Consider the following 22994-nt stretch of genomic DNA (forward strand, 5'->3'; position numbering starts at 1 on the left):
ATTAAAACAACTTCCTCATTATTTGTTTGCGAGGAAGAATCGTTAAGACTATTCCAGTCGTGTTTTTATTAGATTGTTGATAAATAGATACTAACAGCTATTTTTCAGTTCTGTCAAGTATTTTGTCTAAAAAATGATCCAATTATTTAATATTTGCTAATATTAGCCTTTTTTGTAATCTGAAAGATGATGGTTTTTCAGTTTTTATTAAGTTTTTTATGTTTTTTTTCTGCCCTAAAACCACAACTCACAGGTTATCCACAGATTTTAATAATGCCTTTCTCCGAGCTGGCATCGACTATCACTCTATCCCCGTCTTTAAGCACCCGGGTTGCATGTTTTGTAGCGACAATACATGGTATTTCGAGCTCTCTGGCAATAATTGCCGCGTGGCAGGTAATACTTCCCTCATCCGTAATCAATGCAACGGCTTTTCTAATCGCCGGGACGAAATCTTGTCTGGTCATCGCGGTTACCAAAACATCCCCCTTCTTTACTTTTGCTAAATCTCGATTCGTATAAACTATCTGCACTTTTCCTTTCGCCCTGCCTATCGAACCGACCACCCCGTTTAATTCCTTCAACCTGCTGTGTGATATTACATTCAGCTCTGTTTTTGCTTTGCTCCTCGCTTTATTGCCGGAAAAAATTTCCACCGTATCCTTTTTCTGGATCAACAGATAAAACTTTTCCCGTGCCAGGATTTCCCGTTTCGGAAATTTTTTTTCTGACTTAATGTATTCAACAATTTCAGAATTTGTTAATGTGGCTGTCTGTTTGATTGTTAATCCAAGTCGAGAACCGATCTCCAGGTAAAATTTTCTTAATTCAATGTTCAGCTTCTGCCTGATCATATCCCGATAATCACGCAAAAAGACGTTTTCCTTCATGAACACCAGTAATTGACGTAGCTTTGCATCCGGCTTCAGCCGTAATAGTCTCGTTTTGAATTCTCGACCGCGCATCGAGAAATGTTTTTTTATTTCTTTTAATTCCTTCTCCGGATTTTTTATTTGTAGAAGCTCCTCCGTAAACTGTTTTTCATGATACGGCGTGTGATCAAAATCAAACATAGGAATATGCCGGTATTTGAGAACATGATTATTCAGCCGGCGGTTAAAATCTGCACTTTTCAGCTTTTTTCTCAATATCGCTAATTTTAAAAGATCTATACGTTCATTAATTACATCGTTTGGTTTGAGGGGAGAAGAAAAACTTAAAAGATATTCAGTAATTTTTGTCTGATATGAATTTTTTTTCTTCAAATGATTTAATACAACGTTGGATAAAGGCTCACCAATATTGAAAACTGTCCACATATAGATATAAAATTCCTCGGTATTCGGCAGAATAAATTTCTGGTACAAATTCAGCAATTCATGATTATTGAGAAGTGAAAGATCCTGATTTAATTCCTTTTTCGTAGTTATTAAGATTCTTTCCAATCTGTTTTGAGCTTTTTTGTGAAAACCCCTGATAAAATTCTTATCCGCAAGTAACAGATAAAGACCTTGGATGTATATCTCCTGTTGCTTTTTATTCACATAATACTCCGTCTTTTTTCCGTCACGATAAACTAAGGTATCGGTGATGGAAAGACCCAACGTCTCTTTCATCGCTTTTCCGAAACCATAGTTCCACTGCTGAGCAACCTGCACGCCCAGCCTTCTCGTAATATACTTATTCCACATTGAAGAATATTATCGATATTTTAATTTTCTATACCGGTCGGAGCGTTCCAGCCCAGACCTGCCAGGCTAAAAGCGACTTGGCCACCAGGCTTAAAATAATATAAGCCCTTTCTCCATACAGATAATCTTTCCACTTGCCGACTTTTTTGTATTGCAGAACCATGTTGATGGCAAAGACATTGAAAAATAGGAATAGTGAGACAAAAATCCAGTACACAAATGTCGGCGGTCCTTGGGTTTCTGATCCGGCATTGAATAAGTATATGGCAATCGCGACCCAGGGAATAGCTCCGGCCAGCGAACCGAACCAGAAAGAAGTCCAGTTGGTTTTTTCCGTTCTCTGATTATGTAACTCCATTACCCAACCGAACAGGATCATCATGGCGTTGAGAAAGAACATCAGCATCAGACTGACTCCGTCGTACATTCCCGTTATCATCGCAATTACTACGATCATTAGCGATGAACTGAAAGAATATTCAATCCATCGAGCGTAGTTTGCGCCTTTTTTGAGATTTTTTACATACCAGCGGTTAATACTCGGCATTGATATCATAAAATGGGCAATTGCTGACAAGAAAAGAAAACCGGCAATCAAAGGACCAATTGTCAATTGAAATACTTCCTTCAAAACCGGCTCTAGCTTCATAGTTTGTGTATTAAACTCTACAAATACTGAAGTTATTGGTAATGCAAAATCACTGCTCAAGATGACCATGGCGATACCCTGCGCCAGATGAAAAAATCCCATGATCAGGTTGAATTTCCTTAACCCTTTGAAACGCTTGTCATCGATTTGAGAATCTTGAACAGTCTGTTCCATTTTTATGTTATTTAATCATTATAAATTAATTATAGCAAAATTAAGGAATAATAATACTGCCAGTGTAGTTTGACTAATATAATATATTTATTTAAAATTACCGCAAGATGAACTATTCGATAACGCTACTAGTTAAACGCTCAAAGAAACACCCAACCGAATGTTGTGGAGTCTCTTTCTGCATTAACACATAGAATATCGTTTAATCGATAATGCAACCGGAACCTCTACAACAGAGGTTTTTTTCTTTGCCCTTTCAACCCAGGAGGAGAAACCGATGTCTCGCCAAGTAAAACCCAAGTACAAGTCGGCTGCCCCCTGCCAAAACGCTTCCGACACCCTAGTGGAAATCCCCATCCAGGACCGTCTGGGCGGTGAAGCGCTCGAGCTTTTTCTGCAGGGGCTGATCCTCCAGGACAAGATCCGAGCAAAATGAAAAACGGCTGCAAACCGCTCTTTTCTGAAGACACTCCGCTACTAAAACCAGCGGAGTTTTTTTATTGGTCTTAAATCCGATTACTTAATAAATGCGTGCCGATTCCACCATGTTTGGTTGTATTCTAATTCTTCTGCGGATTGCGTTTCCGGGCGAGGAAGACTAGGTGCAAGCGTCCCTGTATATGCGGTATATAAGTAAGGCGCGGAATTTTCCTCACGTTTTTTAATTTCTATAATCAAAGTATCTGTTTGAGGAGTAGGAATATTTTCAATTACATTGATTTGCACAAGATCTTTTGCCTCACCCTTACCTCTCTGTTGTTTGGAAACCTTTTCTTCAATTTCCGGAGTGATCGGGATCACAGATGCGGTTCCTAATTTGTCATCGACAGAAAGTCCAATTTGTTTTTTCATTTCTGCTGAAACATCCACCTGGAGTTTCGCGGAAAAATCTCCTCCCGTCTCCTTTACCCATGCTACGTCTTTCCCGGATTGAACTGAATGAATAATAAGATCTTTACATAATTGAATTATTTGATCAGGATCCTGCAATTTATCATTAAACTTTGATCCTGTTGATTCCAGTTGGGCATTTACAAACGTATCATCAATAATTTGCCGTTGTTCTCCGTTCTGCAGCTCCTGACCAACTAACTTACTTCGGGATTCAACACTCAGCCCGGTAAAATGGCGGACGATATGCATGATATTCTCTATTTTTATTTCCAATTGTTTTAATTCCTCTACTCTTAATGATCCAGAATGTTCTCCATAAACACGGACATCATCGACTTCAAAGAAACTGTTTTGTTTTTTAGGACTGTCAGGCTTAAAGTTCATACATTCTTTCTTAATAATTCACGCACAATTTTCCTATCATCCCAGGAAATCTTTCTGCCGTTTGCTACCGCCATCTGCTGTTCCGCGCCCTTGCCCGTAATTAATACTAAATCATCCTGACTGGCTAAACTCAGAGCCTTGGCGATTGCCTGTTTTCGGTCTTCGATAGTAAATAAATTTTGATTCAATACTTTACCGGCACTTTCTGCACCTTTGGCGACATTATTGATTATCTCCATCGGATCATCATCATAAGGATCTTCGTTGGTGACTATTACAACATCTGCAGTTTTACCGGACATCTGCCCCAAGACCGGTTGGCGGGCTTTGTCCCGTCCGCCACCGCAGGAACCTAAAACATGAATCAGACTGTTTCTGGAAATATCACTTAGCGCTTCATATAACAAACCGAGACTGGTCGGCTCCGGTGCATAGTCCACCATCACTTTGAACTTCTGACTCCCACTCTCTGACGTAATCCACTCCTGCCGACCCGGTACTCCCTGCAAATTTACTTTTGCCAGCGCGGATAGTGGAAATCCTAGTTGGACTACCGAGGTAATACTTGCCAAAATATTATACGCATTGAATTTGGCAATAAATGTACTGCTGATACGCTCACCATTCAATGCGAAAGAAGCTCCACTGCTTAGATCCAGGCCATCCGCCTGATAGTCAGCTGTGTGATCCAGAGCGTAGGTAACAAATTTATCAGCAGTAAAGCTCCTGAGTCTTTCTGTCTCCATATCATCTGCATTGCTGACAATAATCTTATCAATCAGTTTTCCATCTATGTTTTTCTTCTTGCACTTTGCCAGATGGTCGAACAGTTTTTCTTTGGCATCTCTGTAATTTTCAAAACCGCCGTGTGCCTCAATATGTTCCGGCGTGAGATTAGTAAAGACTAGTAGGTCGTAGTTGATATTAACGTGGCGGAATTGTTCCACGCCTTGCGAGGAAGTTTCGATCACCGCGTACGCGCAGCCCGCCCGCACCATATCACGCAGAAGTTTTTGCGTTTGAAAACGGCCGAGCATGGTCATTTTCTTGTCATTGAGCCACTCTTTTTTATCAACCTTAAAATTCACCGTGGAAGCCAGGCCGGTTTTCTGACCCTGGGATTCCAGATACTGGGAAATAAAATTAACGGTGGTTGTTTTACCGTTGGTTCCGGTAATGCCAATTACAATCAGTTTTCGAGATGGGTTACCATAATACAAAGCTCCCAATAAGGATAATGTCCGGTGGTAATACTGAATTGCGAATTTTGGAATAAGTTTTCTTATAAATGATTTCATTTTGTTTGGTAACGGGTAATCGGTAATTAGTAACAAGTAACTAATACTATTACTATTTACAAATTACATATTACTGATTACGAGTTACTAGTTACGAATTACATATTACTAATTACGATTTACAAAAACCAACTATTTCTCCCCAAATATCTTAATCATGACCTCCCTATTTGCACGCGGACCGTCCAGTTCCACAAAAAAGATGTTTTGCCATTTACCACGGACTAGCCTTCCTTCTTCAATTGTTAATGTTAGGCTAGTACCCAAGATACTGGCAATCACATGGGCACGCGCGTTGTTATCAATACGGTTGTGCTGATAATTTTCCCCATCCGGTGCCAGTGCCAAAATTCTATTTAAAATATCCTCCTTCAGCCCCGACTCGTTTTCATTAATGATCAGCGACGATGTGGCATGCGTAGATGTAATGATACAAATTCCCTGTTTAATCTCAGAATCATAAACTTCGTTCTCAATTTCGGATGTTAAATCCAGCAATTCAAATTGTTTCTGGGTTTCCAGACGGATTATCTGCGTTTTCCATTTCATACCTTTAAGACTACTTAAACTTAGGTAAAATAACAAGCTTTGCAAACAAATTACAAATCCAGTATCAACCTTGCCTGCTGACAGTCATTTTTAATTGTCTTCAACAATAAATTGCGCCGGTTGAATTTTTTTAACGGCCTGATCTTTTTGACTATTTGCACTGAAAGCCAATGATTATAAATCATCTTGCTGAAATCCAGAATATAGACTTCCAGTTTAGGTTTTTTTTCAACTTGCGAAGGCATCCCAATAACAACCAGTCCTCTATATTTAATCCCTTTAAACTTTACGTATCCCGCATAAACACCGCTGGGGATTGTTTTTTTCGGCATACGCAAATTGGCCGTAGGATATCCTAAGGGGGCGCCGAAGCCGTCACCGTGAATCACTTTTCCCCTGACATTCAGTTTCATTTACTTCACCCTCCCGGCAGAAATAATAATGCCGTTCGTAAAAGACTGTGGTAAGCCATAGAACTGGCTTTCAATCGTCGCACCGGTTTGATTGAAAACTCTGATTAATGGTGCGCTCCCCGAACCGACGCTTACTATTATTTCATCCAACCCGTCCTGGTTAGTATCGCCTCCGGCGACAAAAGACCCCCCGCTGAAACTTTTTTCAAAAGCAAAAAATCCATTTGTCACACTAGCTCTGCCATAACGGTCAAATACCCTGACCTGCGGACCACCGCCGATTCCAGGAACGGTCAAAATTTCTTCACGCCCGTTGCCGTCCAGGTCACCAACTCCCACTCTGACGCCACCGCGAAATGCAGAATTATAGGGAAAGAAACCCGGGGTAAAAACTGCATTGCCGATATAGTTGAAGGTTCGGACGTGCGGACCGGAACCTTTGCCAGTGCCGGTAATAATTTCATCCCTTCCGTTGCCGTCCAGATCTCCGCATGCTACATAAACTCCATTGCGGACGTGATCCGCGTAGGCAAAGAATCCGGGTGAAAAAACTGATTTACCAAAACGGTCAAAAGTACGCACATGCGGGCCGGAGCCCGTGCCAGTACCAGTAACTATTTCTCCTCTGCCGTCACCATTCAAATCGCCGACAGCCACATACACACCGTTGCGGACGTGATCCGCGTAGGCAAAAAATCCGTTGGTGAATTTTGGTACTCCACGGTAATCAAACACCCGTACTTGAGGACCGCCGCCGATTCCGGCACCTGTCACGATCTCATCAATTCCGTCCCCGTCCAGATCACCAACCGCTACATTCACACCCCCACGGAAACTTTCTCCATATGCGAAGAATTGTGAAACTAGCGTTCCATCCTGTTCAAAAACACGGACTTGCGGTCCACCGCCGGGACTCGGACCAATGACGATATAATCCGGTTCAGTATCAATGATATAGACAAACTGTTTTGCACTTGAAGCAATATTACCGTTGGTGTCTTCTGTCTTTAGATTTAAGTAATATGTTATATCATCCTCGCCCGAGAGATTGTCTGCGGTATAAAAATTATCATCTATAAACTCTCCTTCTAATACGGGATCCGCATTTCTATCCGTACCAAAATAAACATAATAACCGGCAATCCCGTTAATATCATCAACCGCCCTTTCCCATTCAAAATACGGAGTCAGATAATCATAGCGATCACCGCTTGTTAACGAATGTAATTTTTCTGAAGTATCAAATCCCATAATCTCCGGGTTAGCGGGCGGCATGGAATCTCCAGCCACATAACTGAAGGCGGTGCCAATATCAAGCCTGCCATATCCAAACGTGGTGTCATATCCGATACTGCCTAAATCTTCAGCATTGTCCTGTAATGCCACTTGAATATTTACAGGATCAACACCATATGCTAAAAGAAGTGCCACTGATGCAGATACGTGTGGGGTAGCCATGGATGTCCCATTAAAATATGCATATTGCACTGATGAACAATCACCCAGACCTTCACCAATGACTCTGCATGTCTGCTGATAAATCAAATTCCCCGGTGCCACCAGATCAATCCCCGTGCCATAATTCGAATAACTGGCAATTTCATCATTTACTCCTGTTGCACCGACCGCGATTACTTCATCATAACCTGCAGGATATAATAAGGTAGGAGTGCTACTGTTCCCGGTGGCTGCCACAATAACCACATTGGCAGCAAAAGCATCTTGGATAGCCTCTCTTAAAACAGCTGAGTCAACTGTTCCCCCCAAACTCAAATTAATAACATCCGCCCCGTTTGTAACAGCAAAATTTATGCCTTGCGCAATTGTCGCCATATCGCCGTTTCCCTCAGAGTTCAGAACTTTAACAGGCATAATCGAACTGTTAAAAGCAATACCGGCGGTCCCTAAACTGTTGTTGGTGTTTTGCGCAATAGTGCCGGTTATGTGAGTGCCATGTCCGTTGTCATCGTTAGGATGCGTGTCGCTATTAACAAAATCATACCCGCTGACAAAATTTGTATCCGCTAAATCCGATGCCTGGATATATGTATCATTGTTTTCATAAGCTACACCGGTATCCAGTACAGCCACAATAACTGACGGGTCACCTCCATACTCCGGCAATGTAATATCATAATTCCATGCATCTGGAACATTAATTTTTTCAAAATTCCATTGATTGGCGAAGTAAGGATCATTCGGCGCAAATGTTTGTGCCTGCACTGAATAGTTCGGTTCCGCAAATTCAACTAAAACATTATTTTGAAAATCATTCAGCAGTATCTGTAGATCATTTTCAGAATTAAAAGACAATTTATAAACTTGGTTTTCTGCCCCTTCTGGAAACAGCGGTTCTATAGAATTCAGCTCGTATTTCGCATTGAGATGGTTAACGCTCGGCAGATTAACTTTTTGCGCTTCAAGGTTGATTGCTTCTTTGACAGCTGGATTAAATTTTACCAGCAGAGTTCCTTTTTCAAATTCACCATTAACATTTTTTTCTTCTACATTTTCCGCAAATGTAATATTCTGCATGAACAAAAATATACCCATGCATACCAGGGCAATAATCGGCGATTTATAGGTAAACAATTTAATCATGCCAACAAAAATAGAGAATAATTTGCTATTCTCTAGTATAACGTATTTCAGCAGTTATTTTAAGCTGCTAGGTCAGATTTTCAACAGGATAAACATCATAGGCAACTTTTTCATACGGGTGTGCTTCAATCATTGCCTTTATCACCGCATTTACTTTTTCCCGGGGGCAAAGCACTTCAATCCGCTCTTCTTCAACTTCTTCCAATTTACCAATTTTGCCAATTGCCGGATCGGATCCTTTGATGGGTCTAAAACGACCAATCCCTTTGCTGGAAAAACTGCAAAAATCGTAATTACCCACATGGCCGGCTCCGGATTTAGCCAGAGCATCACGGACACGGTCAGCATAACTCACGGGCACATATACCACCAGTTTTACATTCTGGTTCATAAATTATTCCAACCCAAAATACTCTTTTAGTTCTCTGATCAAAGGGATCAGTTCAATGCAGGCTTGTTTTAAAGCGGATATTTTAAATGATGATCCGATTCTTTCAGATTCAAAATTCTCTAATGTGATTACGGTGTTTTCTATATGGATCGACACTAAATCAAACTGCCTACTGGCCAAATGGGGCTGAATAGTCTGCAAGAATATGCCCTCCGTAACCTTCAGTCCAATTTTAAAACTGTCATGCTGGAACTCTTGAATATAATTTCGAGCCACTTTCCTCTGTTCCAGTTCCGCGCTGAAAGCCACAATTAAATCATTAGTCCTGATTAATTGATTAATAATATGCGGTGGCATTTCGATACCTTCCGGGTGTTCTCCTCCATGCATATGTTGATTAGATCCTAAAAATGATTGCCCTTTACTGCTTTGATCCTTATTAAAAGGAAAGGGTGAAGTCGAAAACGGCGGTTTGGAAAACTGGTTGCCTCTGCCTATCGAGCGCGTTTCTGAAGACGGATCCATGAGAATCTTCAGGGAATGTTGGGGAAACTTTCGCGGAGTTTCATCAATTCTGATCATTTTGATCTTTTTCATTTTTTCTGATCTATTGTTGGGGATAATTTTTTGATTTTGTGACCGTCAGATAGATTGTTTGAAAAGTTGTAATAATAGAAAATATCGTAGTAAATACAATAATATACATTGACCAATCCAAACTAAACACAGCCATAATCAATGCAATCACAAACAATGGGTACATTTCCGTTCGGTGCAATATGCGCCAGATAACTTTTTCCGTCGGATCTGGAACTGCCAGGCGATGATTGGCGTAAGCCACGATAAAAGTCGGCATCAGGGCAAAATAAACAGCAATCACAATCCACCAGGAAATTGGCATAAAAAAATCCGGCAACTCTAAAAATAAAAAGCTGAAGATTAATAAAAAATCAATAAAACGGTCAACGGTCCCGTCTAAAAATGCGCCCAGGTGGGTTGTGCGGTTCTGTGAACGAGCTACCGCACCATCAATCGAATCCATCGCCCCTGCCAGAAAAAACATGATGATCCCCCAGATAATATTTCCCCAAGCGACCAAAACAAACCCGATAACCGCGGGGACAAAGGAAATTACCGTCCAAACGTTTGGCCGGGGAGTTATTTTTGCCGCTAAACGACCCAACCCTAAAGTAAACCGATCCGGATTTAAAAATTCTTTGATCATATTTTTTTGTTAGAACCAACCTCCGCCATCTTTTCTCTTTTCGACAGTATATGTCGCATCCGAATTCCTAGTTAAAGTATAGTTCTTACCGTGCCCATCTTCAAACTCAACCGATCCGTGCATTTTTGCCTGAGCAAAAAAAACCTCCGCCTCAGCTCTATCCAGTTTATGGTCCAAGTGATTGATCCCGTCCTTAGCATCGCTTTCGCCAAGTACGTGATGACCATGGACGTCCTGATTTATTTCACTCATATATTTGAAGTTAAGGATAAAGTAAGCAGCTAAAACTATTTTTTTGTATCGGAAATATATTTCAAAGCCTCACTGAGAGAATCCACCTGGAAATCCGTCCGTTCACAACCCTCATCATCGTAAGGAGTATTTGTCCGTTTGATCCATATAGTAATAATTTTTGGGTACTTTGTTTTAATCTCGTCGATTGTCTTACCGCGATTATCCAAAAATATTGCGCTTTGGAGATTCTCATTTTGATCAAAAAAAACCAGTTTAGATTCTATTGTATCGGCAACTTCGGCAAAATACGGTTTAATCCCGCTTGCCTCAACTTTTGCCTGTTGAAATTCATCCTGACCAAAAGTCAGTAAATAAAGTTCTGCGTCTGGTATTGATTTTAATTTTTTTAAAAAATTAAGCGCATCCGGATATAGAAATTCGTTGGCTGAACTGACAACCTCATTAAAGTTCAATAACAGATCATTCTCGTCGATCTTTACGTCTTTCGCCAGCAGTTTCAGATGTTCCTTGTAATTATAATATCCCAGTTGTTCTTTTATTATCCGATAATTTGAATTGAACTGGTTCGTTGTGACACCAAACAAAGACAGCCGGTCCTGCAGAGCCTGCTTAAACATCTCGGTATCAAAGAGTGTATGGTCGAAATCTAATACTATTTTCATTTGGATGCTTTTTGGATAATCTGCATAATTATTGTAGCAAGCTTTTTTGGATCGTGTCTAATCCCGGTCCGTTTCAACAAAACATCAGATTTTTTCTGTTGATAGACTTCCGTGGCAAGTAATAATGCGGAGACGGCCTGATAATCAGCGCTGTTTAATTTTTTCTCGTTGATTGGCATTATAACTTCATCATCAAGTTTACTTTTTTTCAGCATCTTTCCGCTGATTTTCTCAGAATTGTATATTACATAATCAATCACGCCCTTGCCAATGTATTTTTCAAAAAAATCTACTACTTCAGCTAAATCCATTGAATCGGTCTGACCTTTTTTATTTAATAGGTTTGCACAAAATATTACCGGTGCCTTTGAATTTTTAAATGCCTGCCGGATCCCACCTACCAAAAAGTTCGGTAATACGCTCCGCAGCGGATTACCCGGACAAATGATAATTGCATCTGCCTTTTTAATAGCGCTGATTGCGCGCGGGTTCGCTGAAGCCCTTTTGCTTAATAGTAATTTTTGAAATGTATTTTTTTTCTTAACCAAATCGTCAAATGAATGTTCCTGGAATATTTTTCTGCCCCCGGCAAGCTGCGCTACTAATTCGGTTCTGGTTAATGTCACCGGAATTACCTCGCCTTCTACTTCCAGATATTCGTATGCCTTCTTTATTGCCTGCTCAAAACTACCTAACTGTTTTTCGTATCCGGCTAAAAACAAATTTCCGGCATTATGGCCAAGCAGGTTAGCCTGATCAAAGCGGAATTCAAAAAAATCCCTGCGCTCTTTTTCCGCGCGGGACAATGCAAGTAATGCCTGACGAACATCCCCCATCGGATGGACATTGAAATCACGAACTAACTGGCCGGTTGAACCACCGCTGTCCATCATGGTTACAATCGCAGACAGTTTAACCGGATATTTCCTTAAGCCAGACAAAACTACAGAGGTCCCCGTCCCTCCGCCGATTGTGACAACATTCTTTTTCTTCGGCATTTAAATTATTTCTGCTTATTTTTGAGAAAATCACTGACCGCGATAACGTCTTCCGGACGGGTAAATTCAAGCCAATATTCTTTTATTTTTTTCACTTTTACTTTCTTCTGTTTTGCCAGATAGGAAATGCTGTCCGTCAGTTCATATTCTCCCCGTGATGACAGCCGGACCCCTTTAACTATTTCAAAAATTTCCGGGGTAAACTTATACATCCCGGTATTAACCAGGTCACCGACAAATTCTTTTGGTTTCTCAATAATCTTTTCCAAATATCCGTCGTTCGTGATCAAAACACCTTTTGTTTCCGGTGTTTCAGAAACTTTTCCGGCAACGTAATGGAAATTGTCGTTCACCATCATATTTTTCAAATCCGGAACTGAATACAGATCATCGCCACATACAGAAATAAACTGCTCGTTCCCAATCAGGTCCTCAACACATTTAATCGGACACGCAGTGCCATATTCATCACCCAATTTTTCAAATTGATTGATGATTGTCATAGTTGGATCATATTTGTTGGCAAATTTTTCCAGCACTTCTTTTTTATATCCAACCACAATAATAATTTCCGTAAGCCCTGCGGCTTTAAGATTCTCCAATAGATAATATAAAAACGGTTTGCCGTTGACCTCAATCAAATGTTTCGGCTTATCCTTGCTTAAACCCTGCATTCTGGTACCACGACCTGCCGCAGCTATTACCACTTTTTTGATCATTTTATAGTAAATATAAGTCTTAAAAAAATCACCCTTATCAGGCTAACGTACTCTATATTAAGTGATATTCTGTTTTCGTGCAAGACATGTAAATATTACCTGAATTTTCTTACTGTCGTATATAACCGGTACCAAAATGGACTGTAAACAGTATCATACGTCCCGACACTGTTGATTTGCCTTCCGCCAAAACCTCTTTTAAAACGGGAAATACCGGACCATTTATGGACATCATCATTTTCCGGTGAGACACCACCGAAGTCATAAATTTTGCTACCTTCATTTTTTGCATCCTGAATCGCCTGCCATTGCAATAAATATGGCGCCATCAGATTACGGAATTCGGAATTAGACCCACCATGTAGATATGTGGCTACACCGCCGAAATAAAGCATGAAATTGGCAGCGATAGTTTTACCGTCATATTCAGCAAGATACAGTTTGACCAAGCCGTGCGCAGACAGTGACTCCATCATTTTAGTATAGTAATTTTTACTATGCGTATTAATTCCGTTTCTTTTTGCCGTCTCATCAGCCAGGGCAAAAAACAATTCTATATCCTTAGCATCACATGATTTTCTGATGGCTAATTTCTTTTTCTCCGCCAGATGGATATTATAGCGTGTTTTCTGTTTCATCGCCGACAACAATTCATCACCAGATTTCGTAACATCCAAAACCCAGTTTGATTTTGGCTGAACCTCTTTAACTATTCTGGCTTTCAACTGAGATTGGATTTTTTGTGAAAATTCTTCCGGGAAGGCTGGTTCAAAACGCAGAAACAGCGAACCTTCGTTCTTTGCTATATGACCTATCTCTGAAAGTAGTACACCCAATGCACCACTGCCCGGATCGACAACTGGTCCCTTCGGACAGTATAAATAGCTTTTCCCGAGAGGAAGAGAAATTTTTAATACCAAAGCGACTCCTCTCAAATCTTCACCATCAAACGCGCCGAGATACCAATAAGACAAACCGCATTCCTTCTGGAACTCTCCCCAAAATTGTGTCTGTAAAAAAGCCCCGCTGGCCAGTGCGTGGTTAGAAACGAATTCATGCGCAGCCGCAAAATTCTCAATTTTTTTTATTTCCATAAATATTCTACTTTCTGCCTAAAACTTTGAGTGATGCTTTAACTTTTTCTTCCACCGTTTTTGCCTCTTTTGGAATATGCTTAATTGCCTCTCTTGCCTCTCTGAGCGAATACCCCAAACTGACCAGACCATCAATCGCATCCGCATCTTCTTGAAAACCGGATTCCTGCAAAAATTCCTTATTCTCTTTGTCCGAAATATCAATTTTATTTTTCAACTCCAAGATAATCCGCTCAGCCGTCTTTTTCCCGATACCGGAAACACTTGTCAGCATTGATGAGTCGCCATGAATAATCGCTCGTTTGATATCTTCGATACTTGCCTGGTTCATGACACCAATGGCTGATTTCGGTCCGATCCCGGAAATCTGGATCAACTGTACAAAAAATTCCAATTCTGAGATATTCCTGAAACCATACAACTCAACTTTATTTTCTGTAACATTCTGATATGTATAGAGTTCAATCCCCGAATCAACAATTGATTTTTCAAGCAAAAGAGGCAATACAAAAACCTGATATCCGACATCGTGAACATCCAGAACAATATATCCTTTATTCTTATACTTGATAGTCCCCTTTAAATACGTAATCATAGTCCAATTATGGCAAACTCAAGGCAGTTACGCAAGCAATAAAAAAATGGGTAACCGTGGGGCTACCCTGACTCTCGTATCTTGTTCGGGCGAACGATTTTTGGGACTGTTTCCTGAATTGAATTCGGGTGTTGGGCTAGTCTGCCTTGGGACTGGAATCGACCAGCTCGTTTGCCGGATCAAATTCAGGATCGAAGTCCTTTTCCGACCTCGGAACGAAGGTGTGGTGACAGCCGCACGGCAACCCCCTCATCTTGGGGGCATACGCCGATCTTGCGGCCACTTCGTCTGCGAACACATCGCCTGCTTGGAACAAATCGCTCCATTCAGGATAGGTCGAACCTGTTGATGAGCCTTCCATGGCACCCTCCCACTTTGAAAACAATGCAACGAGAGTCAATTATAATTTACTTGAATAAAGTGCCTTTGTCAATCCAAAAAAAAGCGCAACATCCAGGGAGAAGTGCGCCTTATGATCATATAGCGGGACTTAAGTCACCGCATCAAAGAAGGGCCAGCGAAGGAGATCCTTCGCAACAGAAATGGTTTTCAGATCAGGATCGGCAGGATCCAGAGCAACCATCTTACTTTCGGAGCACACAACTTCATCTCGCGCCCCGATATGGTAGACTCTACCAACTACCAGATGAACAGAAGCGCGCGGGCGTTGCGTACAACGCACAAACCCGGAAGTAATTAGCTCGATAGGAGCAGTGGTTTTGGACATGGCAACGCCTCCGCTTCTGGATGACGAACGCCACCCTCTAAAACCTGTTATGAGCGATTTACTACTTACATTATATTCCTAAATATTAAATAAAAAAATAGGGTAGAGGTTCTGACATAGTATCTAAGGTTAATAATTACTAATTTTCATAATGTTTGGATACTGCGATTATCTTACATTGGTATTTATTCATCAAATACTACTCAGAACAATTAGAAAATAAAAAATAGCATAAGCACAATTATTAACTAAAATCAGAGGAGAGCCTCTGATTTATACTTTTTTAAGCTTATTATTTAATTTCCATCACATGCTGTTGTACTCAAATGAGTGTGTGCATGATTATAAGAACCATCAGCCTTTTTATATATTTCAAATAAATCATAGCCAACAAGCGAATTACACGGACCATCTACCGCTGCCTTTATTTGATTATAGAGAATCGTTTCCCCATGTAGTGAATTGTCTCTTGCATTATAGTCAATTGCCTCTGCACCATTACTTCCACTAGTCCCACCATAGTGACAAGATGGTCTCTTTTTGGAAGAATGAGAACATTTGCCACTTGTTTCACATACTGGTTTACCTCGAGTATAATTACATGAATCATGTGAAACATCATAGGTAAAAATTTGATCAGTATCAACCAGACTCCAGGTAATATTAGTCTGAATACACGTTTTTAATCTCTCAACTTCGGGAGAATTCTGTCTAGGATATGGCACTCCGTATGCAGCCGCAACTGTTTTTAAATCAGAACATTCCGGTGTAACAAGAACTTCATTCCCCTGATCATCGCTAATATATACAGCCGGGATTATTTCTATTGGCGGATATTCTTTTAAATCAAACCAATTTTTTCCGAAAACAGTTCCATTTCCACCAGCCGCAAAAAAATAAATTGTATTAATAATCAGCCATGTCATCATGACAATAGCTGTACCGACAAATGAACCGGAGAGAATCTTTTTACCCATTTCTAGTCTCTGTGAACTTCCACCCGATGTCATCATCATGATACCGGCAAGGATAATAAACCCAACAGAAACTGCTCCAAGCAAACTGATTGCCATCTGAAAAATATTTACTCCCAGAACAAGCATATCTTCAAGTCTACAATTACCATCACACGTGCAAGGAGGAAGTATTTTACTTTCAACACATGCCTCTGCCTCTGCTTCAGATTCATCTACCGCCATACTGATGTGAGGGATTATCAACACAACAAATAACGCAAATATTGTTAAAAATCTGGGTAAAATATTCTTTGTTTTTTTATTCATATTCTTCATATTACTTATTAAGAATAAAACAATTTACCGATTTGGGCAAATAAAAAAAGAAGCGCTCCGAGGAGTGCTTCAAGAAAGGAACACTGGTAGCTGAGCTACCACTCCAGGCAGGCCTGCTGGATCACTCCGGCGAACTGCGGATTGACATACGCCATTTCGCATACCTGCCGGAATTTCTCAGCGACTTGTGGCCGCTGGACACACTGCGCATCCGTCCAGCCCTTGCCGGCCGTGTCGCAGGCAGCGATCGCCAGCAGATGACGCAACATCCCGACATCGCCCGCACACAGCTTGGACAGAATGTTGTCCGGCTTGTGCTGGTACGAGATGTCGTGATACCGGATGATGTGGAGTACGTCACCGCTCAAACCCTGCTCTTCCGCCAGCTTGACCGAGAGTTGCTCGTGGCCGGCGAAAAAGTAGTCGCCGGTGGCGATCGCGTTGTCGAACATGCCGAGCTTCCCCAGATCGTGGAAGACGGCCGCGGTTACCACGTCGACGCCGGTCAGTGCCAGGATGCGTTGAGCAGACTCCACAACCAACGCGTTGTGGCGCATGAGCGAGTGCTCGTGCCACGTGGTGTTGTGGTGGGCGGGATCGAACAGGAGCGGCTGGTTCTCCTCCGACACCCCATTCTGCACGAGCTTGCGCAGAAAGTCATGTGTCCATAGAACGTTCACAATGATCAACTTTCGTCAGGGTACATTCGACCAGGATGTTTAGAACTGAACGGAATGCCCAGATCTAAACAGGGGATGGTATAATATATTAATCATTTTGTCAAGCCTGTTTAGAAACAAAATTTCTAACGGGCTCAACCCTTTTCGCATCAGGATTCTACTGATATAATCATAGAGCGCCGCGAATTAATTCGCGGCTAACCATCACATTATGGTTCGACTTCGTCCCGCTCAGCGGGACTTCACTCACCACAGGCGGTCAGGATTTGTGCAGAAGAAATACTAATCTAATATTTACCTTCGATGAATAAATTTAAGCTGGAGTCTAGTTTTAAACCAACCGGCGATCAACCGCAGGCGATTGAGAAGATTGTGGCGGGACTGAACAAAGGTATGCGCGATCAGACCCTGCTCGGCGTTACCGGCAGTGGAAAAACATTTACCATGGCCAATGTCATTGCTAGGGTGCAGCGGCCAACTTTGATTATCTCCCATAACAAAACCCTGGCGGCACAACTGGCTTCCGAATTCCGGGATTTCTTTCCCCATAACGCCGTTCAGTATTTTGTATCATATTATGACTACTACCAGCCAGAAGCATACATCGCCCGCACTGATACATATATTGAAAAAGAAACTGACATCAACCAGGAAATTGACCGCCTGCGTCACGCTTCCACCCAGGAACTGATTTCGCGACGGGATGTAATAATTGTTGCTTCCGTTTCCTGTATTTACGGACTTGGCGAACCGACGGAATATAAGGATGAAGGAATTGTTATCAACAAAAAAAATAATCTTAATCGGAAGCAATTTTTAAAAGATCTGGTCACGATCCAATATAAAAGAAATGATACATTCCTCGGCCGTGGGACATTCCGCATCCGTGGGGATGTCGTCGATATCTTCCCGATATTTTCGGAAAAGATCGCCTATCAGATTCAGTTCTGGGGCGACAGTGTTGACCAGATCAAGGAAATTGACGCACTGACCGGTGCGGTACATGGAAATCTAGATGAGATTGTCATTTATCCTGCCACGCATTATCTGGTTCCTTTTGCCAAGCAGGAATTGGCCATGAAAAATATCAGGGCGGATATGAAAAAGCAGGTGGCACAATTCCAGCAAGAAAATAAATTGATTGAAGCGCAAAGGATAGAACAGCGGACCAAATATGATTTGGAGATGATTAAAGAAACCGGATTCTGCAGTGGGATTGAAAACTATTCCCGCTATTTTGACGGCCGGAATGCCGGCGACCCTCCCTATACTCTGTTGGATTATTTCCCGGATGATTTTCTGATGTTCATCGATGAATCGCACATGACCGTTCCACAAATCGGCGCGATGTACGGCGGTGACCGTTCACGCAAAAATTCGCTGGTTGATTTTGGCTTCCGCCTGCCGTCCGCGAAAGACAACCGTCCGCTCAATTTTGAAGAGTTTGATAAAAAAATAAAGCAGGTCGTTTATGTTTCCGCCACTCCGGCTGATTATGAACGAAAGCTAAGTAAGCAGATTGTAGAACAGCTGGTCCGACCGACCGGGCTTCTGGATCCAACTATTGAGATCAAACCGACCAAGCATCAGATAGACGATCTGCTGGCGGAAATACAAAAACGGGTGAAGAAACACCAACGGGTTTTGGTTACCGTACTGACGAAAAGAATGGCAGAAGAGATGTCAGAATACCTGAAAGAAATGGGGATCGCCGTTCACTATTTGCATTCGGAAATCGATACTTTCAAAAGATTAGAAATTTTAAGAGAACTTCGTTTGGGCACATACGACGTAATAGTGGGAATCAATTTATTACGTGAGGGACTGGATATCCCTGAAGTATCTTTGATTGCGATACTGGACGCGGACAAGGAAGGATTTTTAAGAAGTGCCACAGCGCTGGTCCAGACCATGGGCCGGGCTGCCCGTCATCAGGAGGGCCACATTATAATGTATGCGGACAGACTGACCGATTCTATGCGGAAAGCGATCAGCGAAACCAACCGCCGGAGAGATAACCAGATTAAATATAATAAGGAACGCGGGATTACCCCTCAATCAATCATTAAAGCAATTAAAACTGAACGGCTTTCGGGAGGAAAAATTGAGGAAGAGGAGACAGATAAATTTGATGCCAGTATTGTACCGAAGGAAGAATTATCCTATGTAATAAATAGTATGCAAAACCAGATGGATCTGGCCGCCAAGAACCTGGAATTCGAAAAGGCGGCGATGCTACGTGATCAGATAATGGAACTGAAAAAGGAGCAGAAAAAATGAGGAAAGTCATGGTGTTCGGCGCATTCGACATTCTCCATCCCGGGCATGTTGATTTTTTTGAACAAGCAAAAAAACACGGAGATTATTTAGTGGCTGTTGTTGCCAGAGACAATACCATCAGCCAGGTTAAAAACCATATCCCGCAAAAACCGCAAAATGAAAGGCTGGAAGCGGTACAAAATCAACCCACTGTTGACCGGGCGGTACTGGGATATGAAGGTGATAAGTACCAAATCATCCGAGAGATCGCACCAGACGTTATCTGTCTGGGATATGATCAGATAGCTTTCACTGAACTTCTGGAGACCAAACTGAAAGAGTTCAATTTAAATACTAAAATTGTCCGGCTTAAACCTTTTCATCCGGAAAAATTCAAAAGTTCCAAATTAAACAAATAAAAAACCGCCAGTAATTCGCAGAGCATTTTAAAGATTATGATATATTCTAAAGAGAGAGATTAAAGAATATACTTTTAACCTTCTTTGCCCTGCGAATTACTGGCGGTTTTAATCATTAATTATTTTTTTCCTCTGCTAAAGACTTTGTGGTAATCTGCCCGAACAACTTCTTGCGAAGCTCGTAACCATTTACGGCTATGGCATAGAACACGATGTCCGCCGCCAATTTTCCGATCATGATTCCTCCCAATACAGAACCGGTACCTGACTGGGCAGCTAGCATAAATCCTGGGCGAACCAGCGAGCTGTCTATGAATTCAGCAGGACCGAATTCCATAACTAAATTGCGAAACGTCCGCCAGGCGATTTTCCAAATCGAGCTGTTCTCCGAACGCCTGAGGAGATGAATTTCCCGGATTACAGCGAGGCCGTAGAAACCGACATTTTCACCAGCCGTTCCCGCATAGGAGATCACGATGGGATTCGAGGTGAACAATTGGGCAATGAATGCACCAACAATCGCGGTCGCCGTCCCGAGAATTTCTTGCGGAAGATACCGCTTGGTCCACTCGGGTAGCTCCACAGCAAGTCCATTCACAGAATTGTGCCTTTTACTAGATTCTAAAACAACATCTCCCATAGAATATGCACCCATTTCTGTATTACTTAGATGAGCAAATTTTGGAATTTGGAGATTCAGATGCAACTGTTTAATTTTTATCTTCATTTGGCTAAAATATTTAATTATTTGAAAAATCATTTTTCAGCTATTTTTACATTTTTTAGGAACAAGATTTTTCTATTTTCCTCCTCTGCTTCAGCATATTATTCTTCTGAATAATAGTCTGAAGATAAGAGGGAAGTTTTTGCGAGAGAAACTTCCGGAAACTCTTTAACCTTTTTAACCTCCCTTGAAAAAGAACGATGATGGAGAGGGAAGCCGTATCTTCTCTCCCCAGAACCTTGAAGCGCTTACACGGAGCGCTGGTGTTTACTCGGAGACTTCTTCGATCTCGATCTCCCTCTCCGGCGGAGCGAGGAGGGAGGTAACCACCCGGTGGATCGGTAGAGTGTGCATCGGGTCTACCAAACAGCCGTCATCGTCCGCCTGGTACGTCCTCACCAGAACATACTCGGAGAGCGTACTCCCCTCGTAGGTGTGGATCCATGCGTACCCGGGCAACGCGGAGTTCACCTCGTTGTGCCGGACGTACCCGCGTTCGGTCATAACCGGATCGAGGATGATGTACCCCCCAATCCGACCACTCCAATTCCAGACGAGGAGCGGTAGGAGACAGGGTTTATTCGCACCCAGGGCAATCGGTTCACCCCAGGAGTCCTTCCTTTGGGGTGCAATCGGTTCACCGCGGAGCTCGCGTGTCACGCTGCCAGCGGTCACTAACGAGCCGACCCCGCCGGCGCAGATCCTGAGGGTCGGTACGTAGATGCCCTCAGGGGCGTCCTCCCTCACCTCGGCGACGAACAGTCGCCGCGTGCTGGCGCCGCTGGCCGGAGAGTGGAACTCGACGAGCTCCACACGGGCAAACTTGCCCGAGATCGACTCGAAGTTGTCCCCAGTCCAAAGCTTTCCGGGGGTTCCAGTACCCATCTCAATCTTCGTCCACATGGCTTTCTCCTCTTGTTTGACCCCACGGGTAGGATCATTTTTGTTTGCAGGGGATTCCTGCGCTCAAGAAACAAATCATTATTTCCTAAGCGCAGAAATTTACACTAATTTTCGTACACTTTCCTTTTCGCCCTGCATTATTTGGTTATGGGCTCATCAGTGCCGAACTCATCGGCAGAAGGATGGAAGTTTTTGCGAGAGAAACTTCCGGAAAACTCTTAACCTCCTAAAAGAACGATGATTGGGAGAGAAGCCGTATCTTCTCTCCCCAGAACCTTGAAGCGCTTACACGGAGCGCTATTGAAGGGCCTAGCGCGTGAAGCGCTTGACACCCAGAATCTTCCCCTCACCGTCGCGAACGACGGACTGGGGACCCGTGTCCGGGGAGACGACGTCCCCCCGGTTGATGCCCAGCGCCCGGAGGGCGCCGATGACGAGAATGGACACCACGAACGTGGTACCCTCCTCGACCTCGGGCAGGTTCTCCACCTGCCCGTAGCTGGTTTTCACGACGGGGATTTCGACCCCGTCGATCGAGACGACCCCCGCCTCGGTCGTCTCGGTCAGTACCCGAGCGACCTTGCCGCTCGCCTCGACATGGGCGACTTCCGTCGCACCGGTCGAGTCGAAGATCACCATAGCGTGGGGGGTCAAGTTCATGATCTTCATGGATTTCTCCTTATGAAGTTTCACCGATCGGCTCGGTGAATGGCCAAAAGTCGCACCATGCGACTCCTTATCAAATGACGCGGACACATCATCTTATAAGGAGCCACATTTTTTACAAACTTCTGACCTGATTTTCTTATCAAGGAGATTCCTGGAGACAAAAGGGGGTTAATCTCTTTTCTCCAGCCGATCTCCTTATGAGAACAGTTGATAGGTTTGCCTTTCAGCGGTCTGCTTCCCCGAAACGGGACTCTCGACACTCACTTACTTGGAACAATGTACCGACACAAATTGGCTCGCTTCTGCCAACTTGATAAGTACCGGCTTCAAAAATTGAAGCGTTTATCCTATCGAGCGAATTAGCAAAGTATTGCGCTTAGGAAATGAACTCTCTCCTATTCCACAAATCCATTTCTCTCATGAATCGGACTGCGGAATATATAATGTTGGTTCATTTTAATTACCTAAATTCGATACCATTGCTTGAATAAAGAACAACTTCGATAAAGAACGATGTAACTCTTAATTTTAGAAGAGTTTGGTGAGGAGACAGGAGGCGGTATTTTTATGATTTCTGCGCCTCTTCAAATACCTCTCTCCTCGCCAAACCTGCTAAATCAAAACGGGCCCTTTCATTTTGGATGAGAGGGCCCGCGTCAAATTTAATACTATCTTATTATTTTGATAATCATTAGGCTAACAGTTTTCACTGTTGGTCCATCATGTCCC

At 42.5% G+C, this 22994-nt stretch carries 25 protein-coding genes; 2 read left to right on the forward strand and 23 right to left on the reverse strand.

Annotation, left to right across the window (positions count from 1 at the left end):
• Positions 1-254: 254 nt before the first annotated feature.
• From WCW66_05750 to WCW66_05845, 20 genes are all read right to left on the reverse strand, one after another.
• On the reverse strand, positions 255-1691 hold the full coding sequence (locus tag WCW66_05750) for a PEP-utilizing enzyme (GenBank protein MFA6392215.1): 1437 nt from the start codon (positions 1689-1691) through the stop codon (positions 255-257).
• Between the two features lie 28 nt (positions 1692-1719).
• The gene (gene heR, locus WCW66_05755; GenBank protein ID MFA6392216.1) at positions 1720-2514 is read right to left on the reverse strand and encodes a heliorhodopsin HeR; all 795 of its coding nucleotides are present in this window, start codon (positions 2512-2514) and stop codon (positions 1720-1722) included.
• A gap of 516 nt (positions 2515-3030) precedes the next feature.
• Complete coding sequence (locus WCW66_05760) at positions 3031-3792, reverse strand: hypothetical protein (GenBank protein MFA6392217.1); 762 nt, start codon at positions 3790-3792, stop codon at positions 3031-3033.
• A complete protein-coding gene (locus WCW66_05765; protein MFA6392218.1) occupies positions 3789-5090 on the reverse strand; it encodes a UDP-N-acetylmuramoyl-L-alanyl-D-glutamate--2,6-diaminopimelate ligase in 1302 nt (433 codons plus the stop codon). The genes WCW66_05760 and WCW66_05765 overlap by 4 nt, the downstream gene beginning before the upstream one ends.
• A 132-nt stretch (positions 5091-5222) precedes the next feature.
• Complete coding sequence (locus tag WCW66_05770; GenBank protein MFA6392219.1) at positions 5223-5639, reverse strand: secondary thiamine-phosphate synthase enzyme YjbQ; 417 nt, start codon at positions 5637-5639, stop codon at positions 5223-5225.
• A gap of 50 nt (positions 5640-5689) precedes the next feature.
• The gene (locus WCW66_05775; protein MFA6392220.1) at positions 5690-6052 is read right to left on the reverse strand and encodes a riboflavin kinase; all 363 of its coding nucleotides are present in this window, start codon (positions 6050-6052) and stop codon (positions 5690-5692) included.
• Positions 6053-8653 (reverse strand): S8 family serine peptidase, encoded by a 2601-nt coding sequence (locus WCW66_05780; protein ID MFA6392221.1) that lies wholly within the window; start codon positions 8651-8653, stop codon positions 6053-6055.
• A 67-nt stretch (positions 8654-8720) separates the two neighbouring features.
• Positions 8721-9044, reverse strand: coding sequence for a hypothetical protein (locus WCW66_05785; GenBank protein ID MFA6392222.1), 324 nt, complete (start codon positions 9042-9044; stop codon positions 8721-8723).
• Between the two features lie 3 nt (positions 9045-9047).
• A complete protein-coding gene (locus WCW66_05790; GenBank protein MFA6392223.1) occupies positions 9048-9641 on the reverse strand; it encodes a hypothetical protein in 594 nt (197 codons plus the stop codon).
• A gap of 10 nt (positions 9642-9651) precedes the next feature.
• Positions 9652-10269 carry a CDP-alcohol phosphatidyltransferase family protein gene (locus WCW66_05795; GenBank protein ID MFA6392224.1) on the reverse strand — a complete coding sequence of 206 codons (618 nt, stop codon included), beginning with the start codon at positions 10267-10269 and terminating at the stop codon, positions 9652-9654.
• A 9-nt stretch (positions 10270-10278) separates the two neighbouring features.
• On the reverse strand, positions 10279-10521 hold the full coding sequence (locus tag WCW66_05800; GenBank protein ID MFA6392225.1) for a hypothetical protein: 243 nt from the start codon (positions 10519-10521) through the stop codon (positions 10279-10281).
• Between the two features lie 35 nt (positions 10522-10556).
• Complete coding sequence (locus WCW66_05805; protein MFA6392226.1) at positions 10557-11186, reverse strand: HAD family hydrolase; 630 nt, start codon at positions 11184-11186, stop codon at positions 10557-10559.
• Positions 11183-12184 (reverse strand): gluconeogenesis factor YvcK family protein, encoded by a 1002-nt coding sequence (locus tag WCW66_05810; protein MFA6392227.1) that lies wholly within the window; start codon positions 12182-12184, stop codon positions 11183-11185. Before WCW66_05810 ends, WCW66_05805 begins: the two co-directional genes overlap by 4 nt.
• 5 nt (positions 12185-12189) lie before the next feature.
• Positions 12190-12903 (reverse strand): sugar phosphate nucleotidyltransferase, encoded by a 714-nt coding sequence (locus WCW66_05815; protein ID MFA6392228.1) that lies wholly within the window; start codon positions 12901-12903, stop codon positions 12190-12192.
• A gap of 95 nt (positions 12904-12998) precedes the next feature.
• On the reverse strand, positions 12999-13997 hold the full coding sequence (locus WCW66_05820) for a peptidoglycan bridge formation glycyltransferase FemA/FemB family protein (GenBank protein MFA6392229.1): 999 nt from the start codon (positions 13995-13997) through the stop codon (positions 12999-13001).
• A 7-nt stretch (positions 13998-14004) separates the two neighbouring features.
• Complete coding sequence (ruvA, locus tag WCW66_05825; protein MFA6392230.1) at positions 14005-14592, reverse strand: Holliday junction branch migration protein RuvA; 588 nt, start codon at positions 14590-14592, stop codon at positions 14005-14007.
• A 136-nt stretch (positions 14593-14728) separates the two neighbouring features.
• Positions 14729-14953: a hypothetical protein gene (locus WCW66_05830; protein MFA6392231.1), complete on the reverse strand. Its 225-nt coding sequence runs from the start codon at positions 14951-14953 to the stop codon at positions 14729-14731.
• Positions 14954-15082: 129 nt separating this feature from the next.
• On the reverse strand, positions 15083-15274 hold the full coding sequence (locus WCW66_05835; protein MFA6392232.1) for a hypothetical protein: 192 nt from the start codon (positions 15272-15274) through the stop codon (positions 15083-15085).
• 341 nt (positions 15275-15615) lie between these two features.
• Positions 15616-16602 (reverse strand): pilin, encoded by a 987-nt coding sequence (locus tag WCW66_05840; protein MFA6392233.1) that lies wholly within the window; start codon positions 16600-16602, stop codon positions 15616-15618.
• Positions 16603-16706: 104 nt separating this feature from the next.
• A complete protein-coding gene (locus WCW66_05845; protein ID MFA6392234.1) occupies positions 16707-17291 on the reverse strand; it encodes an HD domain-containing protein in 585 nt (194 codons plus the stop codon).
• A gap of 303 nt (positions 17292-17594) precedes the next feature.
• On the opposite strand from WCW66_05845, the gene uvrB reads away from it, so the two are divergent.
• Positions 17595-19571, forward strand: a complete 1977-nt coding sequence (gene uvrB / locus WCW66_05850; protein MFA6392235.1) for an excinuclease ABC subunit UvrB — start codon at positions 17595-17597, stop codon at positions 19569-19571.
• On the forward strand, positions 19568-19969 hold the full coding sequence (locus WCW66_05855; protein ID MFA6392236.1) for an adenylyltransferase/cytidyltransferase family protein: 402 nt from the start codon (positions 19568-19570) through the stop codon (positions 19967-19969). Before uvrB ends, WCW66_05855 begins: the two co-directional genes overlap by 4 nt.
• Positions 19970-20084: 115 nt before the next feature.
• On the opposite strand, the gene WCW66_05860 is transcribed toward WCW66_05855, so the two are convergent.
• The 3 genes from WCW66_05860 to WCW66_05870 all read right to left on the reverse strand — a co-directional run bounded on the left by WCW66_05860 (position 20085) and on the right by WCW66_05870 (position 22265).
• Positions 20085-20696 (reverse strand): hypothetical protein, encoded by a 612-nt coding sequence (locus tag WCW66_05860; protein MFA6392237.1) that lies wholly within the window; start codon positions 20694-20696, stop codon positions 20085-20087.
• Between the two features lie 264 nt (positions 20697-20960).
• A complete protein-coding gene (locus WCW66_05865; protein MFA6392238.1) occupies positions 20961-21596 on the reverse strand; it encodes a hypothetical protein in 636 nt (211 codons plus the stop codon).
• A 309-nt stretch (positions 21597-21905) separates the two neighbouring features.
• Positions 21906-22265: a hypothetical protein gene (locus tag WCW66_05870; protein MFA6392239.1), complete on the reverse strand. Its 360-nt coding sequence runs from the start codon at positions 22263-22265 to the stop codon at positions 21906-21908.
• Positions 22266-22994 lie beyond the last annotated feature (729 nt).

It is taken from the genome of Patescibacteria group bacterium (genome assembly GCA_041664365.1).
In the GTDB taxonomy this organism is placed as follows: domain Bacteria; phylum Patescibacteriota; class Patescibacteriia; order UM-FILTER-42-10; family UM-FILTER-42-10; genus JAHJEX01.

Excerpts from the sequence above, each read along its gene's own strand:
- WCW66_05750 (MFA6392215.1), bottom strand. The coding sequence starts at position 1,691 with ATGTGGAATAAGTATATTACGAGAAGGCTGGGCGTGCAGGTTGCTCAG.
- heR (MFA6392216.1), bottom strand. The coding sequence starts at position 2,514 with ATGGAACAGACTGTTCAAGATTCTCAAATCGATGACAAGCGTTTCAAA.
- WCW66_05760 (MFA6392217.1), bottom strand. The coding sequence starts at position 3,792 with ATGAACTTTAAGCCTGACAGTCCTAAAAAACAAAACAGTTTCTTTGAA.
- WCW66_05765 (MFA6392218.1), bottom strand. The coding sequence starts at position 5,090 with ATGAAATCATTTATAAGAAAACTTATTCCAAAATTCGCAATTCAGTAT.
- WCW66_05770 (MFA6392219.1), bottom strand. The coding sequence starts at position 5,639 with ATGAAATGGAAAACGCAGATAATCCGTCTGGAAACCCAGAAACAATTT.
- WCW66_05775 (MFA6392220.1), bottom strand. The coding sequence starts at position 6,052 with ATGAAACTGAATGTCAGGGGAAAAGTGATTCACGGTGACGGCTTCGGC.
- WCW66_05780 (MFA6392221.1), bottom strand. The coding sequence starts at position 8,653 with ATGATTAAATTGTTTACCTATAAATCGCCGATTATTGCCCTGGTATGC.
- WCW66_05785 (MFA6392222.1), bottom strand. The coding sequence starts at position 9,044 with ATGAACCAGAATGTAAAACTGGTGGTATATGTGCCCGTGAGTTATGCT.
- WCW66_05790 (MFA6392223.1), bottom strand. The coding sequence starts at position 9,641 with ATGAAAAAGATCAAAATGATCAGAATTGATGAAACTCCGCGAAAGTTT.
- WCW66_05795 (MFA6392224.1), bottom strand. The coding sequence starts at position 10,269 with ATGATCAAAGAATTTTTAAATCCGGATCGGTTTACTTTAGGGTTGGGT.
- WCW66_05800 (MFA6392225.1), bottom strand. The coding sequence starts at position 10,521 with ATGAGTGAAATAAATCAGGACGTCCATGGTCATCACGTACTTGGCGAA.
- WCW66_05805 (MFA6392226.1), bottom strand. The coding sequence starts at position 11,186 with ATGAAAATAGTATTAGATTTCGACCATACACTCTTTGATACCGAGATG.
- WCW66_05810 (MFA6392227.1), bottom strand. The coding sequence starts at position 12,184 with ATGCCGAAGAAAAAGAATGTTGTCACAATCGGCGGAGGGACGGGGACC.
- WCW66_05815 (MFA6392228.1), bottom strand. The coding sequence starts at position 12,903 with ATGATCAAAAAAGTGGTAATAGCTGCGGCAGGTCGTGGTACCAGAATG.
- WCW66_05820 (MFA6392229.1), bottom strand. The coding sequence starts at position 13,997 with ATGGAAATAAAAAAAATTGAGAATTTTGCGGCTGCGCATGAATTCGTT.
- ruvA (MFA6392230.1), bottom strand. The coding sequence starts at position 14,592 with ATGATTACGTATTTAAAGGGGACTATCAAGTATAAGAATAAAGGATAT.
- WCW66_05830 (MFA6392231.1), bottom strand. The coding sequence starts at position 14,953 with ATGGAAGGCTCATCAACAGGTTCGACCTATCCTGAATGGAGCGATTTG.
- WCW66_05840 (MFA6392233.1), bottom strand. The coding sequence starts at position 16,602 with ATGAATAAAAAAACAAAGAATATTTTACCCAGATTTTTAACAATATTT.
- uvrB (MFA6392235.1), top strand. The coding sequence starts at position 17,595 with ATGAATAAATTTAAGCTGGAGTCTAGTTTTAAACCAACCGGCGATCAA.
- WCW66_05855 (MFA6392236.1), top strand. The coding sequence starts at position 19,568 with ATGAGGAAAGTCATGGTGTTCGGCGCATTCGACATTCTCCATCCCGGG.
- WCW66_05860 (MFA6392237.1), bottom strand. The coding sequence starts at position 20,696 with ATGAAGATAAAAATTAAACAGTTGCATCTGAATCTCCAAATTCCAAAA.
- WCW66_05865 (MFA6392238.1), bottom strand. The coding sequence starts at position 21,596 with ATGTGGACGAAGATTGAGATGGGTACTGGAACCCCCGGAAAGCTTTGG.
- WCW66_05870 (MFA6392239.1), bottom strand. The coding sequence starts at position 22,265 with ATGAAGATCATGAACTTGACCCCCCACGCTATGGTGATCTTCGACTCG.